Genomic DNA, 19429 nt, shown 5'->3' on the forward strand with positions numbered 1-19429 from the left:
CGGTGATGGCCGCGGCTAGCGCGACCCGCGCGCACCGGTCACCACGCCGAAGGTCTTCAGCAGGATCGCGAGGTCGCGCCACAGCGACAGGTGGGCCACGTACTCCGCGTCCATCGCGGCGCGGCGGCGGTAGCTGATCTCGTTGCGCCCGCTGATCTGCCACAGGCCCGTGATGCCCGGGCGCACGGCGCAGTAGTGGTCCCAGTAGTCGCCGTACAGGTCCTTCTGCGTGAACATGCAGGGGCGCGGGCCGACCATGCTCATGTCGCCCTTGAGCACGTTCCAGAACTGCGGGAACTCGTCGATGCTGTACTTGCGCAGGAAGGCGCCGAAGCGGGTGATGCGCGGGTCGTGCACCAGCTTCTGGTAAATGGCCCATTCCCGCCGCGCGGCCTCGTTCTCGCGCAGGTGGCGCGCCAGCACTGCGTCGGCGTCGGCCACCATCGAGCGGAACTTGTAGAACTTGAAGACGCGGCCGTCCTTGCCGTAGCGCGGCTGCATGTAGATGGCCGGGCCGCCCGAGGTGTAGAGCACGCCGAGCCAGATGAGCGCGTAGGCCCAGCCGAAGAAAACGAAGAACGAGCCGGCCATCAGGATGTCGGCCGCGCGCTTGGCATGGCGCAGCCAGGGCGAGCCGCCGAGCGGCCCGTACGCGGCAGTGTTGGCCGCCGCGCTGCCTGTTCCTCGCCCTGCGGGGGTGGTCGATCGAAGCGTGCTCATGATGTTGCGTGCTCCGGTTCGATGCGTTTGGGCATGACGGTGTCGGCCGTGTCCAGCGCGTAGTGGGGTTCGCTGCGTGTTGTCGTGGCCGGGGCATAGCCGTAGTAGCCGTAGCCATAGCTGCGGTGTTGGCGCCGCGAGGTGTCCACCGCGTTGAACACCACGCCGTGGAAGGCCGCGCCCACGTGGGCCAGGCGCTTGGCGCTTTCCACCAGCTCGCCCATCTCGCTGCTGTCGGCCCGGGCCACCAGCAGCAGCGTGCCCATGTTCGGTGCCATCGCTGCGGTCTCCGATGCCAGCAGGGTGGGGGGCGCATCGACGATCACCACGTCGTAGCGTGCGGACAGCGTTGCCAGCGTGTGCTCGAAGGCGTCGCTGGCCATCAGCCCGGCGGGGTCGGGATGCAGCGTGCCCGCGCTCATCACGTCCAGGTTCAGCAGCACGCGGTGGTGGATGCCCTGCTCGAGCGGCACGCCGCCGGCGAGCACGTCGGACAGGCCGTTCTTGCGCTGCAGGCCGAACTCCTCGCTCAGGCTGCCGCGGCGCAGGTCGCCGTCGATCAGCAGCACGCGCTTGCCCGAGGATGCGAGCAGCGTGGCGAAGTTCGACGACACGAATGTCTTGCCCGCGCCGGCCGTGGCGCTGGAGATGAGCACCCGGTTGTTGGGCGCGCCCAGCATCGCGTACTGCAGCGTGGTGCGCAGGCGGCGCAGGCCTTCCAGCGCCGGGTCTTCCACGTGCAGCGCCGCCAGCACCTTGACGCCGGGCTTGCCGGTGCGGATGGCGCGGTCGAGCACGCGCTGCTGGGTGCTCAGCGGAATCGTGCTGTACACGCTCAGGCCTGTGACGGCCTCGATGTCCTCGGGGCTGCCGATGGAGCGCTTCAGGTTCTTGCGCGCCAGCGCCGCCGCGCCGCCGAGGAACAGGCCGCCCGCCAGCGCCAGTGCGATGACGATCAGCGGCTTCGGCCGCACGGGCTTCTCGGCCAGCAGGGCCTGGTCGAGCACGCGCACGTTGGCAACCTTGCCTTCCTTGGCCAGCCGCATCTGCAGCGAGCTGTTCAGAAGCGTCGCGTAGAGGTCTGTGTTGACCTTGATGTCGCGCTGCATGCGCAGCGAGTTCTGCTGCAGCATTGGCATGCGGCGGATGCGGCCGTCGACCGCGCCGAGCTCCTTCTTCAGCGAGGCGATCTGCGAATCCAGCGTCTGCACCATCGGGTGCGCGGAAGTGAAGCGGCCCACCAGGTCCAGCCGCTTCTGCTTTGCATCGAGCAGCTTGGCCTGCAGGTCCACGTTCTGCGCCAGGGCATTGCGGGCCTCGTCGTCCAGGTTGATGGTGCCGTTCTGGTTGCGGTACTGGTTGTAGGCGTCTTCCGACTGCTCCAGCTGCTGCTTGAACTTGGGCAGCTCGGTGCCCAGGAAGGACAGCGCACGCTCTGCCTGCACCGTCTTCTGGTCGATGTTCTGGCGCACGTACAGCCGCGAGATCTCGTTGAGCACGTTGGCCAGCTGGCCGCGGTTCTCGGCCTGCAGGCTGACGTCCATCACGCCGGACTGCTTGCCTTTCTCGACCACGCGCAGATCTTTCTGCAGCCCAAGCAGGGTGAGCTGCTTCGAATGGCGCACCAGCTCGAAGGCGCCGCCGGGCTGGGCCTCGAACGAGCCCACCAGCAGATGCAGTGCGCCGCCGGGCACGGTGGCGTCGAGCGGCACGCCGGCCTTGCCAGTCAGCGGCGTTTCCAGGTCCGGGTTGGTCAGCGTGTAGTTGCCGCCTTCGCCCGCGATCAGCGTGAACTTCTTGCCTTCGAACGCGCTCGGCACGTCCATCTGCGCCACGGCGATCTGCTCGGTGCCCGAGACGTAGTTGCCCATGCCGAAGATGCCGGGCGTGGAGAGATGGCTCGAATGCCGCGCGAGGAACTCGCCCACCAGCGGCGTGTAGAGCGGCTTGGCGCTGATGAAGAGCTTGGTGTTCTCCATGGCCTGGCCGAGCACCATGCGCGAGCGCAGGATCTCGGTCTCGCCGGCGGTCGACGTCTTCACGCTGATGCCCCCGCCGCCGTTGGCGTCGCCAGGGAAGTTGCCGCCCGAGCGGTCGGGGTCCTCGACCTGGATGAGGATGTTGGCCTCGTACATGCGCTGGCCGAACAGCGCATAGCCCACGCCCACCAGCAGGGCCAGCGCCGCGATGATGGCAATCAGCCAGCGGCTGTCGATCAGGATGTCGAGGTATTCATGGAACCGGGATTCCCGGGTCCAGGCGGTGGTCTCGAGCACCGTCACGGGTGCGGCCGCGGGTGCGGGAAGCGTAGGTTGCCAACGCGCGTTCATGGGATTCACCTTTTCCTGTTGCGGGGTGCTAGGCGCTTACCGGCGTGCGGTGTCGCGGGCAAGATTGATGACCTGGGCGGCCGGCAGAATCAGGCCGAACACGCGGCTCAGGCTGACCAGCGGCACGCGGTCGACGTACACCACGTCGCGCGGCTGCAGCTCGAAGCGGTCGGCCAGCGCAAGCGCCACCGGGTTCTTCGCGTTGAGGTTGTAGACCTGCTGCACGTCGAGGTTGTCGGGCGAATTGCGCACCACGTAGATCTGGCCGGGGTCGGAAGTCGCGAGGTCAGGTCCGCCCGCGTCGCCCAGCGCCTCGTTCAGGCTCAGCCGGCCGTTGTTGCGCATCTGCAGCGCCGACGGGGCCTTGACTTCGCCCATCACGTAGACACGGCTGTCCTCGCGGGTGCCGACGTTCACCACGTCGCCGTTGCGTAGCGGGATGTTGTTGCCGTCGGCGCCCAGGGCCTGGAGCGCCGGCAGGTTGATCTCCGTCGAGACACCGCCGCGCGTCAGCGTGATGCGCGAACGATCACCGGCCTGTGTGAAGCTGCCGGCGCGGCTGATGGCCTCCGACAGCGTCATCGGCACGTCGGTGAAGATCTGCAGGCCGGGCGTGCGCACCTCGCCCTGCACGTAGGCGCGCTGGCTGCGGAACGACTGGATGCGCACCGAAACCTGCGGGTCTTTCACGAAGGCCTTGATGCGCTTCGCGACCAGCTCCGACGCGCCGCTCTCCGTCAGGCCCTGCAGCTTGGCACGCCCGATGTAGGGGAAGAAGATCTCGCCCTTGGCATCGACGATGAAGCCGGGCGCGACGGTCACGCCGGTCGGGTCGGACTGCTGCGCGATCACCGCGCCGGCGTTCGGCAGCAGCTCGGGGTGGTCGTACACGATGATGCCGACCACGTCTCCCGGCCCGATGGTGTAGGTCGGCGGCGCGGCGAACAGGCGCTTGATGCTGTCGGGCACGCTCTTGGGCTTCTGCGCGATCTGCGCGCGGATCAGGTCGGGCGTGATCGCAATGACCTTGCCGCTGCCGGCGGAGGCCGTGCTGTCACCGGTGGAGCTGTCGAGGCCCAGTGGCCCCACCGAGCCGAAGCCCGGCGCGCAGCCCGAAAGCACGACCAGCCCGAGCGAAAGCAGCATGGCCAGGCCAAGCCATCGCAAGCGAGACTCCACCTGTGCCTGGGCACGGACTGCGAGAGGGCGCGTTCCGCATGACTGCGTCGCTGGATCTTTGCGTTGCATGGTGATCTCCTTGACGGCCGGTTGAAGGTGGGTGCTCGGGGTGAATGAAAGGGTGAAAAGGCGCGCCTCAGGGCGCTGCCCAGGTGGTGGGCATGGCGTGTTCGGCGCCCGCGAGCGGGCGGCTCTGGCTGCGTCGTTCGGTGCTGGCGCCGAAGCAGCGGTCGGTGACCCAATCGCCAACACACTGGAGGAACAGCCGCTGCCCCTTCTCCGTGCAGACGGTGTGATCGACCTCGCCCATGAACTCGTACTGCACTGCCTGCGTGTAGGGCAGGCGGGCGAAGGCGCCGAGCTGGTCGCGGCCGCGGTCGCATACATGCAGCGAGCCCGAATACAGAAGCTGCACCGCCACCTTGCGTTCGACCAGGCTCTGCAGCGCAGTGCCGAACCAGGCCGCATTGACTTCGGGCGCGCGCTTCTCCGCGAAGAAACCAGGCAGCGCCGTCGTCGAGTGGCTGCGCGAAAAGTGGCGCTGCAGCCAGCGCCTTGCCTTGCCGGGAAAAGACGGGTGCGCGGGTGCAGCCAGCGCGCGGCGCAGGTTGCGCTCCCAGCGGGCGCGTCGCTCGGGGAAGGCGAAGCCGTCGAACAGCGACACCGCCACCACGCGCGCATCGGCCAGGGCCGCCGACATGGCATGTTCCACGCCCGAGCACATGGCGACGATCACGAACTGCCGGGCACCCAGCATGCGTTCGGCGATGTCCATGGCCGCCTGCAGGCTGTGCACGGCACGCGCCTGCAGGTCGGGCGAGGTGTCGAGCGCGTCGCTGTCGCCCACGCCGCCCAGGTCGAAGCGCAGGCTGCTCACGCCGCGCGCGGCCAGCACGTGCGCCAGCTTCACGTTGATGCGGCGCGGACCCACGCGGTGGTTGGCGCCCATGTTGAACATGAGGCAGGCAATGCCGCCCGGCGCCTGCTGCGCGGGTGCCGTGAGCATGCCCACCAGCGCCTCGCTGGGGCCGAAGCGCATCGGCGTCTGCGTTGCTCTTGCTGTCGTCATGTCATTCATGAAGGGCCCCCTGGAGGCGGTTGAGCGCATCGGCCGGGACCATCGCGCTGTTGGGATACGGGTCGGAGGACCAGTCGAGCTGGTGCTTGAAGTACGCGAGGCGAACCGGCATGTGGCGCGATTGCTGGTCGGCGGCCCACTGCGCGGTGCGCTCGTCGTCGGGTTCGGCCAGCACCAGCGTGTCGTGCAGGGCGGTGAGCGGCAGCGACTCGGGAACCAGCGCCGCGAGCTGTGCGCGCAGCGCGGGTGAGAGCGCGGTGCCCAGGGCTTCCTCGGGCAGCGCGTCGGGCTCCTGCACGAGGCCGCGGCGCCAGGCCAGGTCGGGAATGCAGAAGGTCGTGTCGATGGCGGCCACGTGTTGTTCGCGCAGCAGCCGCGCATAGCGGCGTCCGTCGATCACCGGCTCCCACAGCACCAGCCGCACGGGGTCGCAGCGTCCGCCACGCGCGGCCAGGACGGCCAGCGTGGCGCCGAGCCGTGCGCCGATCCACACGATGGAGGCGCCCGGCGCGCGCCGGCGCAGTTCTTCGTGCGCCGAGCACAGGTCGCGGCGCCAGCCGTCGAGCTCGCCCTCGCTCTCGTCGCCGGGCGAGTCGCCCGATCCGTAGAAATCGAAGCGCAGCGTGGCGATGCCGGCGCGCGAGAGGCGTTCGGCCAGCACCTTGAAGAAGCGATGGGTGCGCAGGCCCTCCTGCCCGAAGGGCGGGCACAGGAGCACCGCGGTGTTCTCCGCCCGGTCTTCGTCGGCCGCATGGAACACGCCGAAGACCTGGCGCGAGGCCGGCCCGAACATGAGCGGCGTGAAGCGGGTCATTGCGTGGCCCCTGCGTAGCGCGCTGCAGTGCTCGTCTTGGGAGCGGTCGACCGGCTCATGTGTGTGCCGCCGTCATCCGACCCGAACGACTGGGCGCGGGCTTCGGTCTGGCGCCATTCGGCGAGCGAGCCCACGCAGTCGAGCCGCTCGGGCGCCGGCCCCACCACCAGCCACAGGATGCGGCCGGCCACCGACAGCTCGACGCTGCGGCGCTCCGGCGCCAGGCCCACCTCGAAGGTCTGCGACGACACCAGCAGGCCCACGCCGATGGCCTTCAGGCAGGCTTCCTTGCGGCTCCAGCAGGTCAGGAAGGCACGGTCACGTTCATGCGCGGGCAGGGCGGCCAGCGCTTCCTGTTCGCGGTGGGTGAAGTATTCCGCCGCGAGCACCGCTGCATCCGGCACCGGGCGCAGCAGTTCGACGTCGGCGCCCAGCGGGCCGCGCCCGCCGATGGCGATCAAGGCCAGGCCCTGGCTGTGGCTCAGCGAGAACTGGGTGCGCGTGTGACCCGACAGCGAGGGCCTGCCGAAGGAGCCGGTGGACAGTTGCAGCGCGGCGTTGTGCAGGCCCGTGTACTCGCTGAGCGCCTGCCGCAGCGCGATGTGCGCAGCCACGAAGCGCTGGCGGTCGATGGGAGAGCGCAGGTTCTCGGCGCGCGCGCATTCTTCTTCGGAGAGCACCTGGGCGGGCAGCAGGTCGGTGAAGCTGTCCAGATCGACGTACCGGCAGACCGGCGCGTCGATGGAAAGTGCGTAGGCGGAGCTGTTCATGCTCTTCACCCCTTGCGCAACCAGTGGCCGAGGGCGCCGAACAGCCCGCCGCGCTGTGCTTGCGCGGCCGTGCCGGCAGCCAGTTCCGCGAGGTCCGACGGCACGCCCTGCGGCGCGGCGTGGGCCGAGGAAGCAATCTGCCCGAGGTTCTCGAACAGGTAGCGGCGCGGCTCCACGCGGTGCCCCAGCATCTGCGCGGCCTGCTGCACCGCGCGCAGCACCAGCAGCGAGTCGCCGCCGAGGTCGAAGAAGTTGTCGCTGGCTCGGATGTCGCTGACGTCGATGCCGATCACGCCGGCCCAGATCTGGGCGAGCTGCGCCTGCTCGGGGTTGAGCAGGCTCTGTGGCGCCTTGTGCCCGCTGCCATTGATGGCATCGGCCGGTGCGCTCTTGTCCGCATCCGCGGCTGCCAGCTTGCGCAGGTAGGCCGCACTGGTCGAGCCTTCGGTGCTGGCGATCTGCGCAAGCGTGGCGGCGGGATCGTCGGCAACGCGGCGCAGCACTTCGAGATAGCGCTCGCGCAGCTGGGCGCCGGTCTCGCGCAGGTACACGTCGGCGTTGTAGATCAGTGCGCCTTCAAGGCCGTGCGGCTTGTCCATCAGCCACACGCCGATGTCGTCGGTGGCGCCGTGCTGCATCACATGCATCTGGCGGGTCTGCAGGCTGCCGACGCTGCGGGCGCGTTCGCGTGCATCCTGGAACGAGAACATCGCCTGGTAGGGGCCGGAGGTCTTGATCTGCCCCGCATAGCCCGGCTCTGCCATCAGGCGTTCGAACGGCACCTGCTGGTTGTTCATCATCGACAGCAGCTCCTGCTTCACGTAGCGCATGAAGGCAGGCAGCGGCAGCGACTGGTCGACCGCGAGCGAGACCGGCAGCACGTTGTTGAAGAAGCCCATGACGTCTTCCGTCTCGGCCTGCTGGCGTCCGCGCACCGGGTTGGCGATGACGATGGTGTCGTTGCCCGTTACCTGCGCCATGGTCAGCGCGTAGATGCCGAAGGTCAGCATGCTGAGCGTCACGTCCATGTCGCGCGCGATCTCGCGCAGATGCTGCGTGCTCTGCAGGTCGACGTGGATCCAGTGCGCGCCGCCCTGGCCGCTCTTGCCCGCGCGGCGGGGCATGTCTGTCTTTGGCGGGCGCACGGCCTTTGCGCCTTCGAGCCGGCCGCGCCAAAACGCGAGCTGCTCCTCGCAGGCAGGCTCTGTCAGCCACTTTTCCAGCCACTCGGCATAGTCGCCGTGGGTGGTGGCCAGCGCCGGCAGGTTGTGCGGACGGCCGCGTTCGGCGGCGTCGTAGAGCGCGCCCAGCTCGCGCTGCATCAGGTCGAAAGACCAGCCGTCCCAGATCAGGTGATGCGGCACGAACAGGAAGACGTGCTCGTTGTCGTCGAGCTGGAACAGCGTTGTGTTCATCATCGGCGCGCGATGGATGTCGATCGGCCGGTCCGACAGCTCTTGCATGCGTTCGGCCAGCTCGGCTTCGCGCTGGTCAGCGGGCAGGCCGCGCAGGTCGACCAGCGGCAGAGCGAATTCCACAGACTCCGCGATCATTTGCATCGGCTTGCCGCTCTGCGCATCGATGCCGATGGAAGTGCGCAGCGAGGGCTGGCGGCGGATCATTTCGCGCAGCGCGCCTTCGAAGCGCGCCGCGTCGAGCTGCCCGGTCAGGCGCTGCGCCGAGGGCGCGTTGTAGACCGAGCGGCCCGGGTGCAGCTGCTCCATGAAGCGGATGCGTTCCTGCGCAAGCGTGAGCGGCGCGCTGCGGCGCTCGCTGCGGCAGGCAATCGGCGCCTCCAGGCCGACGCCGGCTCCCTGCAGCGCCTGGATGGCCGCGGCCAGCTTCTCGGCAGTGGGCGCCTCGAACAGGGTGCGCAGCGGCAGCGTGACCTGGAACTCGCGGCTCAGCAGCGTGGTGAGCCGCGCAGCCAGCAGCGAGTGGCCGCCCATGGTGAAGAAGTTGTCGTGCATGTCGAGGCCCGGCAGGCTCAGCACCTTTTCCATGACGGCGAGCACCTTGCGTTCGTGCTCGTTGCGCGGGGCGGCGCCGCGCCGTACCTCGTTGCGCGCAACCGCTTGCGGCGGCGGCAGCGAGACGCGGTCGATCTTTCCGTTCGGCAGGGTCGGCAGCGCGTCGAGCGTCACCACGTGCTGCGGCAGCATGAAAGCTGGCAGGTGCTTGCGCAGATGCACCATCAGCGCATCGAGGTCGAAGCCGGCGCCCTGGGCGAGCGCGAGGTAGGCCACCAGGCGCACGTCGCCGGGGTTGTCTTCGCGGGCCACGACCACGCTGCGCGAGACACCGGCCACTTCGCAGCAGCGCACCTCGATCTCGCCGGGCTCGATGCGATAGCCGCGCACCTTCACCTGGAAGTCGAGCCGGCCGAGGTGGTCGAGCAGCCCGTCGTTGCGCCAGCGGCCGCGGTCGCCCGAGCGGTACACCTTCTTCGCGGTGCCGAAGATGCGCACCGTGACGAAGCGCTCGGCGGTCAGCTCGGGGCGGTCGAGGTAGCCCAGCGACACGCCTTCGCCCGCGATGCAGATTTCGCCCGGCACACCGATGGGGCAGGGCTGCAGGTTGGCGTCGAGGATCCAGATCTCGGTGTTGTCGACGGGCTTGCCGATCGACACGCCGCGCGACGCGATCTCTTCGGGGCGAACGTGCCAGGCCGTGGAGTACACCGTTGTCTCGGTTGGGCCGTAGCCGTTCCACAGGCCTTCCATGCGCTCGCACAGCGCCAGCGCCATGCTCGGGCGCAGCGCTTCGCCGCCGGTCCATCCGCGAAAGCCGGGCGCGCCGCCAGCCCACTGCGCATCGAGCAGCAGCTGCCACATGCCGGGGGTGGCTTGCAGGAGCGTGATCTGTTCTTCATCGAGCGCCTTGGAAAGGCGGTTGCCGTCCATGGCGACTTCGCGCTTCACCATCACGAGTTCGGCGCCCGCCGCCAGCGGCAGCAGCAGGTCGGGCACGGCCATGTCGAACGACAGGGTCGTGACGGCGGCGATGCGGTCAGCCGGGCCGATGCCCGATTCGCGCTGCATCCACTGCAGCAGGTGCGCCACGCCCCGGTGATGGGCGATGACGCCCTTGGGCAAACCGGTCGAGCCGGAGGTGTAGATCACATAGGCGGCGTCTTCGGGCCCCGGGTCGTCGGTGCTCGGCGGCAGCGCATCGCCGGACAGCTTGAGCCAGGCGGTGTCGCGATCGATCTCGAAGACCCGCAGGGCCGCGTCGGCACGCCAGCCGCGCGGCGCCGCCGCGATGTCCGACGTGGTCAGCATCTGGCTGAGGCTGGCGTCAGTCGCGTAGTGGTCCAGCCGCGCCTGCGGAAACGCGGTGTCGAGCGGCACATAGGACGCACCCGCCTTGAGAATGCCGAGCATCGCGACGACCATCTCCAGGCTGCGCTCCAGGCACAGCCCCACGCGCTGGCCGCGGCCCACGCCGCGCATGCGCAGTGCACGCGCCAGGCGGTTGGACTGCGCGTCGAGCTCGCCGTAGCTGCAGCTTCGCGCGCCGTCGCGCACCGCCGGGTGATTGGGTTGCCGCGGCACGCGTGCAAGAAAGCCGGCGTGCGCCAGCGGTTCGCCGACCAGCGGAACGCGCGCGGGCTGCAGCGCCAGCAGCGAACGCGCGGCGGTGCTGGACAGCACTTCGAGCCGGCCGACCGTTTCGTCGGGCTTGTGCGAGGCCGACTGCAGTACGCACTCGAACATGCCGAGCCAGCGCTGCACGCTGACCTCGTCGAACAGGTCGGTGTTGTACTGAACCTCCACTTGCAGACCGCCATCGAGCGGGCGCAGGTTGACGAACAGTTCGAAGTTCTCGTACTGGCGGGCGATCGTGTCCTGCACGACGTCGAGGGTCGTGAATGCCTGTGCGCTGCTCGCCACGTCGGGGTCGACGTTGAAGGCCACGCTCACCAGCGGCAGCCGGCTCGGGTCGCGCTCCAGCGACAGCTGGCCCAGCAGCGCGCCGTAAGTCAGCGCCTGGTGGTCGAAGGCGTCGAGCACGGCGGTGCTGCATTCGTCCATCAGCGCGTCGAAGCGCATGCCCGAATGAGTGGCGATACGCAGTGGCAGCAGGTTCACGCAGTGGCCGACCAGGCCGGGCATGTCGTGCGCGAGCTGGCCCGACGCCGGAATGCCGACGACGATGTCTTCATGACTGGTGAGGCGGTGCAGCGTGGCAACGAAGCCGCTGAGCAGGCCCGTGAAAAGGCTGACGCCGGCCCTGGTGCTCGCCGTGCGCACGGCACTGACCAGGCGCTTGTCGAGCAGGCGCTCGGCGCGGCGCGAATTGAAGGTGCGAACAGCCGGACGCGGGCGGTCCAGCGGCAGGTCGAGCACCGGCAGCGTGCTGCCGGAGAAGCGGCCCAGCCAGTAGTCGATGTGCGGCTGCATGTCGGCACTCGCGGCAGCGGCGGCTTCCTCGGCGGCAAAGTCGGCAAAGAGCGGCGCGGGCTTGAGCTTCAGGCCAATGCCGGTTTCCTCGGCATAGAGGTGGCCCAGTTGCTCGGTGATGACAGCCCACGACCAGCCGTCGCACACCACGTGGTGCGCCGACATCACGAGTTCGTGCTCGGCGTCGTCCAGGCGATACAACGCGGCCCGGAACAGCGGGCCATGCTCCAGCGAGAAGGGCGTGCACACCGCATCGTCGTGGGCGTCGCGCAGTGCCTGCGCGCGGGCTTCCGGCTCGAGACTGCCCAGGTCCTGCTCCAGCAGCAGGTTCTCGCCCGGAGGGCTGACCAGCATGTAGGTGCCGTCGGGCGAGATGGTGGCGCGCAGCGCCTGGTGGCGCTCGAGCAGCCGGGCCATGGCACGCGCCAGGGCCGGGCAGTCCAGCGCGCCGCGCAGGCGCAGCACGACCGACTCGTTGTAGGCCATCGAGGCTTCTGTGCTCAAGGCTGCGCCGAGCCAGACTTCGCGCTGCGATTCCGTCGTCGGAATGATGCATTCGATGACACCACCGCTGGCGGTGGGCTTGAGGACGGCGTTCATGCTGCGGCCTTTCCATTGATGAGGTGTTGATGGGAGGCGGCGTCCTCGGGCACGTACCAGAAGGGCTGGCCGTCGATGTCGCGGGCCAGGACGCAGCCGTCCTCGACGGGCTTGCGCACGTCGAAGCGGGTGGGGGCGGGAGCGCGGCGCGGCAGGAAGCCGGACTCCTGCATCTCGGCGACCGAGTCCTTGAAGGCGCGCTGGATGAAGGCGATGTCCTCGGCGCTGTGCGCGCTCGTGAGGAAGCACGGGAAGTTGTCCAGGATGTGCACGCCGCGGCTGCGCATCATTGCGAACAGCAGGTCCTGCAGCGGGTGGTCTTCGAGCCAGCTCACGCGCCACAGCGAAGCGAAATGGCGGATCTCGATGGGTGCGCCGACTTCCTTGCACCAGCCCGAAAGCTCGGCTGCCATGGCGGCGGTGTTGCCCGTGAGCCCGGCCTGCAGCGCGGGCCCCGCCTCCTTCAGATGCGTGAGCGAGGCCTTGGCTGCGGCCAGCGCCAGCGGATGACGCACGAAGGTGCCCGCGAAGTAGGTCACGCCCACGCCGGGGATCGAGTCGTCGCCGTACTGCCAGGGGCCGCCGTCGAGCGCGTCCATGAATTCGCGCTTGCCCGCGATCACGCCGACCGGAAAGCCGCCGCCGATCACCTTGCCGTAGGTGGCGAGGTCGGCGCGCACGCCGAACAGTTCCTGCGCGCCGCCCAGCGCTGTACGAAAGCCGGTGATGACCTCGTCGAAGATCAGGCAGCAGCCGCTCTTGGCGGTGATGTCGCGCACCTCGTGCAAGAACTCGCGCGGCTGGAAGTCGGGGCGGCGGCTTTGCACCGGCTCGGCCAGCACGGCGGCCAGGTCGTCTGCGTTCTCGCGGATGAAGTCCAGCGCCTCGGGCGTGCCGTAGTCGAGCACGCGGATGTCGCCGAACATGCCGCTCATCACGCCCGGCGCAGCCGACAGGCCCTTGCCGCCCTTGCCGGCGCGCACCAGCACTTCGTCGAAGGTGCCGTGGTAGGAGCCGGTGAACACCACCACCGTGCTGCGGCCGGTGACGGTGCGCGCGATGCGCAGCGCGGCCATCACTGCTTCGGAGCCGGTGTTGCACAGGCCCGCGCGGTCGCTGCCGGTGAGCTCGCAGATCAGCGCCGTGACTTCGGCTGCCAGCGGGTGCTGCGGGCCGATCTCGTAGCCGTCGTCGAGCTGCTTGCGCACGGCGTCCTGCACGAAGTCGGGCTGCCAGCCGAACATGTTCATGCCGAAGCCGTTGAGCGCATCGACGTACTCGTTGCCGTCGAGGTCCCACATCTTCGAACCCTTGGAGCGCTCGATGACGATCTGGTAGGTGATCTCTTTGGTGACCGGCCGGAAGCCGTTGACCACGCGCGGGTCGGCCATGTGGGCGCGGTTGGCCTCGGTGAACTGCTTGCTCTTCTGCGTGCGTTCCACATAGCGCCGGATGAAGGCGGCGAGCCGGGCCTTCTGCCGGCCGCTTGGCTCGGCGTTGCGCTGCGTATGGATGCGGGCGATGGCGCCGAAGGCCTTGTTCACGTCGTAGCGCACGGGTTGCGCGGGGTCTTCAGCGGGGGCCGCGGCGGCAGGTGTGGCAGGCGCGGGGGCGGCCTGGGCCGGCATGGCCTGAAGCGTGACGATTGGTGCGGACGGAACGGCGCCCGACAGCAATGCGAGCTGCTGGCGCATCAATTCCATTTGCTGCGAGATCAGCTGCGACAGCTGGGCGTCGCCCGCATTGCTGCCTTGCATCGGCATGTACACCGGCATCTGCTGGCGCAGCGCGGCCTGCGGTACGGAGACTGCGTTTTCGACTGGCGCGGCCACAACGGCAGGTGCAGGTACCGATGCAGGCGCTGCCTCGGGCGGCAGGCTTTCGCGCAGGAAGGTCGAGAGCGCGTCGAAGCTGCGGTAGCTTTCCATCAGCTGGCGGAAGCTGAGGTTGACCTTGAAGTGCTTCTTGATCTGCGTGGCGGCCTGAGTCAGCGTGAGAGAGTCCAGGCCCAGTTCGCCGAAGGGCGCGTGCCCCTCCGCCTGCGCCATGTCTAGGCCGGAGATGTCCTCGAACAGGCTGCGCAGGCGCGCATCCACGTTCGAAGCGGGAGGATGAAGAGGCGAGGGCGTTGCTGCTGTCACGATCGACTCCAGAGCGGTAGGTGAAACAAGAGGGACGAAGGAAGGGGCCGGGGCGGCGGCGGGCGCGGCCACGGTGGCGATGGGCGGGACGGCGGCGATGTCGACCCAGAAGCGCTTGCGCTCGAACGGCGTGGTGGGCAGGCGCACGCGTTGCGCGCCGATGCGTGAGACGAGGCGCGACAGCTCGACATCGGCGCCGCAGGTCCAGAGGCGGCCCAGCGCCAGGTGCAGGGTGCGGGCCTCGTCGGCCGGCTCGCCCTGGAGCAGCGACACGACGCCGTTCGCGCCGTGCTGGCGCACCAGCGTGGCGAGCATGTTTCGCGGGCCTGATTCGACGAACAGCGGGTTGGTCACCTGCTCCATCGCGCAGCGCACGGCCGGCGAGAAGCGCACGGTGCCGCGCAGATGCCGGGCCCAGTAGGCAGGGCTGGTGGCTTCGGCGTCTTCTAGCGGCTGGCCGGTCAGCGTCGAGTAGATCGGCGTCTGCGGTGCGCGCAGCGTCACCTTGCCGACCAGCGCCTCGAAGGGCGCGACGGCCGCGTCCATCATGGCGGAATGGAAAGCGTGCGAGGTCTGCAGCGGGCGGCTCGGAATGCCGTCTGCTTCCAGCGCCGCCTGCAGCGCCGCAATGGCGTCGAAGGGGCCGGCGGCGACGCAGGCCGTGGGGCCGTTCTCGGCGGCGAGCGAAATCTGCGGGCCGAGCCTGTCGAGCAACTCGGCCGCACCCATGCGCACCGACAGCATCGCGCCGGCCGGCCGGGCCTGCATGAGAGCGCCACGGCGGGCGACGAGCTTGGCGGCGTCTTCGAGCCGCATCACGCCAGCGAGCACGGCCGCGACGAATTCGCCGACGCTGTGGCCGATCAGTGCATGCGGCCGTGCGCCGAGCGCCAGCAGCCGCCGCGCGAGGGCGTATTCGAGCGTGAAGATCGCGGGCTGCGTGGCGGCCGTGGGCGCCAGCGATTGCGGGTCGTCCGAGAACATGCGCTCGCGCAGGTCGAAATCGGTCGAGCCTTCGAAGGCGGCCATGCAGTCGTCGAACGCTGCCGCGAACACCGGGTCGTTCGCACGGAGGTTCTTGCCCATGCCGGCGTACTGCGCGCCTTGCCCGGGGAACATCAGCACGAGCTGCGGTGCGCGGGAGGCGATGCGCCCGCTGACGCGGCGGGGCGAGTCGGCATTGCGCAGGGCGGCGATGGCCTCGGCGGTGTTGCCGGCCACGACAGCGCGGCGGAAGGCGTGGGCCTTGCGGCCGACCGCGAGGGTGTGGGCCACGTCGGCCAGCGGCAGTTCGGCGTGGGCTTCGAGATGCGCCGCGAGCTGCTCGGTGGCCAGCGCGAGCGCGGCCTCGGAGCGTGCCGACAGCGACAGGAGCTGGTCACCCATTGCGAACGGCGAGGCCGGCCGCGGCGGTGCCTCTTCGACGATGACGTGCGCATTGGTGCCGCCGACGCCGAAGGAGCTGACGCCCGCGCGGCGCGGCAGGTCGGCGCGGGGCCAAGGCTGCAGGCTGGCGGTAACGTGGAAGGGCGTGCGCGCGAAGTCGATCGACGGGTTCGGCGCGCTGAAATGCGCGGTCGGCGGAATCTGTTCGTGGTGCAGTGCCAGCGCTGTCTTGATGAGACCGGCCGCGCCCGCCGCCGTGACCATGTGGCCCACGTTGCTCTTCAGCGAGCCGAGCGTGCAGTAGCCGAGCGCATCGGTGTGCTCGGCGTAGGCCACGGCCAGCGCCTCGACTTCGATCGGGTCGCCCATCGGCGTGGCGGTGCCGTGCGCCTCGACGTACGAGATGCTGCCCGCATCGACATCGGCCGCAGCCAGCGCGGCGCGGATCACCGCGGCCTGGCCGTCGACGCTGGGCGCCGTGAAGCTGGCCTTGGAGCCGCCGTCGTTGTTCACGCAGGCGCTGCGCAGCACGGCGTAGATGGTGTCGCCGTCGGCCTGTGCATCGGCCAGCCGCTTGAGCAGCACCACGGCCGCGCCGTCGCTGAAGACGGTGCCCTGGGCCTTTGCATCGAAGCTGCGCGTGCGGCCGTCGGGCGAGAGCATCGAGCCCTCGTTGTAGAGATAGCCGCTGCGCGGCGGGCAGGTGACCGAGGCGCCGCCCGCGAGCGCCATGTAGCACTGGCCCGTACGCAGCGCATGGAAGGCCTGGGCCACGGCCACCAGCGAGGTCGAGCAGGCGGTGTGCACGCTGACGGCCGGGCCGGTGAGGTTGAGCCGGTTCGCCACCCGCGTGGTGATGTAGTCCTTCTCGTTGGCCAGCATCACCTGGAACTCGCCGACCGGCTCCACCAGGTCGGGCCGGGTGCTCACGTGGCGCTGGAAGTAGGTGGCGTTGTACATGCCGGCGTACACGCCGACCGGGCCCGGCGCTTCGTCGGGCACGTAGCCGGCGCGTTCCAGGCATTCCCAGCAGATCTCGAGGAACACGCGCTGCTGCGGGTCCATGAGCTGCGCTTCTTTCGGGCCGATGCCGAAGAAGGCGGCGTCGAAGTCTTCGATGCCGTCGATCACGCCGCGTGCGCGCACGTAGGCCGGGTCGCTGCGCAGGGCCTGGCTGACCCCGGCGTCGAGCGTGGCGTCGTCGAAGAAGCTGATGGTGTCGCGGCCTGCGACGAGGTTGTCCCAGAACTGCTCCACGTCGGCTGCGCCGGGGAAGCGGCCTGCGGTGCCGACCAGGGCAACGGCGTCATCGATGCCGCTGCCTGGCCGTGCCGAAAAGGTGGCCGCTGCGGTCGGTCGATCCTTGGAACCGGCCGCAGCGGCCATGGCGGGCTGATCGCCCGCCGGCTGCATCCGCTCGCCCATTGCTTTTGGCGTGGGATTGCGGAAGAAAAGATTGGTCGACAGCGGCAGTTCGGTGCCGCGCTGCAGGTCGGCGAGCACCTGCAGCACCAGCAGCGAATCGCCGCCGAGGTCGAAGAAGTTGTCGTTGCGCCCGACCTTCGAAATGCGCAGCGCGCGGGCGAAGGCGTCGCACACCTGCTGTTCGACGACGTCGTGTGCTTCTTCGAAGGGCTGAGCGAGTTCGGGACGCTCGCCGGCTGGCTCGGGCAGCGCCTTGCGGTCGAGCTTGCCGTTGGGCGTGACTGGGAGTTGTGCGAGCCACACCTGCGCGGTAGGAATCAGCGCAGCGGGCAGGCGGGCGCCGAGGTGGGCGCGCAGGGCATCCCACGAGATCTTTTCCGAGCGTGCGACCAGATAGGCCACCAGGCGCAGCTGCCCGCTTTCGTCGGGCCGCGCGACCACTGCGCAGGACTGCACGGCGGGGTGCGCGAGGATGGCCGCCTCGACCTCGCCGGTCTCGATGCGGTGGCCGTGGATCTTCACCTGCCCGTCGCGGCGGCCGATGAATTCGACGGTGCCGTCGGGCAGCCAGCGTGCGAGGTCGCCGGTGCGGTAGAGCCGGTCATCGGGGCCGCCGAAGGGATCGGGCACGAAGCGCTCGGCGCTGAGCGCGGGCTGCCGCAGATAGCCGCGGGCCAGCCCGTGGCCGCCGATGCAGAGCTCGCCCACGAAGCCGGTCGGCAGCAGTGCCATCGAGGGGCTCAGCACGCGCAGCACGGTGTCCTTGATGGGGCGACCGAGGGGGACGGAACGCAGGTCTTCCGGCAGCGGCGATGCGATGCGATGCGTGGCTGCGAAGGTCGTGCACTCGGTCGGGCCGTAGCCGTTGCTCAGCGTGAGGCCAGGCAGGGCGGCCAGCGCACGCCGCACATGCGGCACCGACAGCGCTTCGCCGCCGGTGAAGAGATGCCGCAGGCCCGAGAGGTGGGCGGGGTCGTCGTCGACCACGGCGTTGAAGAGCGCGGCGGTGAGCCATGCCGTGTGTACGTGGTGGCGCGCGATGGTGTGCGCCAGGCCGGTGCCGGTCGGCACGCGCTCTTCATGGATGACGCAGCAGCCGCCGTTGAGCAGCGGGCCCCAGATTTCGAGCGTGGCCGCGTCGAAGCCGAGCGGCGCCGCATGCAGCATGGCGAGGCCGGGAGCGAGCTCGACGTAGTCCACACCCACCACGAGCCGCAGGATCGAGCGATGGCAGATCTCTATGCCCTTCGGCGTGCCCGTCGAGCCCGAGGTGTACATGACATAGGCCACCGATTCGGCATCGAGGGCCGGAGGATTCCATGCAGTGCGATTTATGTTGTCTTCGTATTCGTCGAGCAACAAAACGCCGTGATGGGGGGGGATGAGGTACTGGTGCGCCTGTGTCGTGAGCACGTGGTGCGCGCCGGCCTCGCCGAGCATGTAGGCGACGCGCTCGGGCGGGAAATCCGTAGGCACCGGCACATAGGCGCCGCCGGCCTTGAGGATGCCGAGTTGGGCGACGATGGCCGCCATCGAGCGGTCGAGCAGCAGGCCGACGCCGTCGCCGCTGCGAACGCCCAGGCCCTGAAGGCGCTTCGCGAGTTCGTCGGAACGACGATCGAGTTCGCCGTAGCTCATCTGCGCGTCGCCTTGCGCGAGGGCGATGGCGTCGGGGGCGGCCATCGCCCGGCGGGCGAACATGGCGGGCACCGTGAGGGCAGGGTTCACGGGGGCGAGGGCGGTGTTCCATTCGGCGAGCTGAGCGGCCTTGTCGGCGCGTGGCAGCGTGTGGATGTCGTTCAGGGCCGCATCGGGGTGCTGCAGCAGGTCTTCGGCGGTGTCGACGAGGGCTGCGAGCAGCTGATCGATCGCGGCGGCATCCATCAGGCTTGCGGCTGCATCTATATAGAGGGACGCCGAAGCAGCGTCGAAGCGCAGCCGCAGCGGAGCATCGGCGGCAACTTCTTCGCGCAGCCAGAGGGAGGTGGGCTGTGCCGTTGCTTGCGATGCCGAACGGCGACCGAGGTCCAGCTCGGCCAGCCAGGCGCCAGCGGCCTTGGTGGCGTCGAAGGCGACGGTGGTCGAGCAGCGCATCGGCGCGGCGCCTGCCTCATGCAGCACGGGCCAGAGGCCTCCGAGCCAGCGCGACTGCAGCAGCAGCCACGCGCCCGCGAAGAGGGTGTCCGGCAGCTGGCCGGTGGTGGCGAACCACTGGGTCCAACGCTGGGCGAAGCGGAGTTCGAGTGCCACCGCAGCGCTGCGACGGCCGGCCGATCCCTCCGAATTGGATCGCGGCACGAACAGGTCTTCCAGAGCGAGGTCCGGAGCACCGAGTGCTTGCGAAACAGTTTGAATTTCCATGTAAATATCCCAAAAGAAATACAATGGAAGCAATTGGGTGAATGGAAATTCCATTCGCCCAATTAAGGAGGAGGAAGCTGACTTGCGTTCTTTTCGTGTCTTCATCCTAGGAGGTTTCCCTTGGCCAATGTGTGCACTTTAGGCCTCGGTTACAACTAGATAAGGTTATTTCGAAAACGTACTACCCGAATCGTCCAGTTCGAGGTAACTGATGCGTGATTT

General features: G+C 69.1%; 8 protein-coding genes. All 8 read right to left on the minus strand.

Annotation, left to right across the window (positions count from 1 at the left end):
* Positions 1–15 precede the first annotated feature (15 nt).
* The gene (locus tag ACN9MV_RS16035; RefSeq protein WP_093058351.1) at positions 16–720 is read right to left on the minus strand and encodes a sugar transferase; all 705 of its coding nucleotides are present in this window, start codon (positions 718–720) and stop codon (positions 16–18) included.
* Positions 717–3050, minus strand: a complete 2334-nt coding sequence (locus tag ACN9MV_RS16040; RefSeq protein WP_426393095.1) for a polysaccharide biosynthesis tyrosine autokinase — start codon at positions 3048–3050, stop codon at positions 717–719. Before ACN9MV_RS16040 ends, ACN9MV_RS16035 begins: the two co-directional genes overlap by 4 nt.
* A gap of 36 nt (positions 3051–3086) precedes the next feature.
* Complete coding sequence (locus tag ACN9MV_RS16045; protein WP_426393096.1) at positions 3087–4298, minus strand: polysaccharide biosynthesis/export family protein; 1212 nt, start codon at positions 4296–4298, stop codon at positions 3087–3089.
* 67 nt (positions 4299–4365) lie between these two features.
* Entirely contained in the window at positions 4366–5298 is a 933-nt protein-coding gene (locus tag ACN9MV_RS16050; RefSeq protein ID WP_426393097.1) for a hypothetical protein, read from the minus strand.
* Between the two features lies 1 nt (position 5299).
* Entirely contained in the window at positions 5300–6121 is an 822-nt protein-coding gene (locus ACN9MV_RS16055) for a serine aminopeptidase domain-containing protein (RefSeq protein WP_426393098.1), read from the minus strand.
* Positions 6118–6891, minus strand: a complete 774-nt coding sequence (locus ACN9MV_RS16060) for a 4'-phosphopantetheinyl transferase family protein (RefSeq protein WP_256330727.1) — start codon at positions 6889–6891, stop codon at positions 6118–6120. The genes ACN9MV_RS16055 and ACN9MV_RS16060 overlap by 4 nt, the downstream gene beginning before the upstream one ends.
* Before the next feature lie 5 nt (positions 6892–6896).
* The gene (locus ACN9MV_RS16065) at positions 6897–11894 is read right to left on the minus strand and encodes an amino acid adenylation domain-containing protein (RefSeq protein ID WP_426393099.1); all 4998 of its coding nucleotides are present in this window, start codon (positions 11892–11894) and stop codon (positions 6897–6899) included.
* Positions 11891–19207 (minus strand): amino acid adenylation domain-containing protein, encoded by a 7317-nt coding sequence (locus ACN9MV_RS16070; protein WP_426393100.1) that lies wholly within the window; start codon positions 19205–19207, stop codon positions 11891–11893. Before ACN9MV_RS16070 ends, ACN9MV_RS16065 begins: the two co-directional genes overlap by 4 nt.
* Between the last annotated feature and the right edge of the window lie 222 nt (positions 19208–19429).

The sequence above is a fragment of the Variovorax sp. R-27 genome (genome assembly GCF_049913215.1).
Classification (GTDB): domain Bacteria; phylum Pseudomonadota; class Gammaproteobacteria; order Burkholderiales; family Burkholderiaceae_C; genus Variovorax.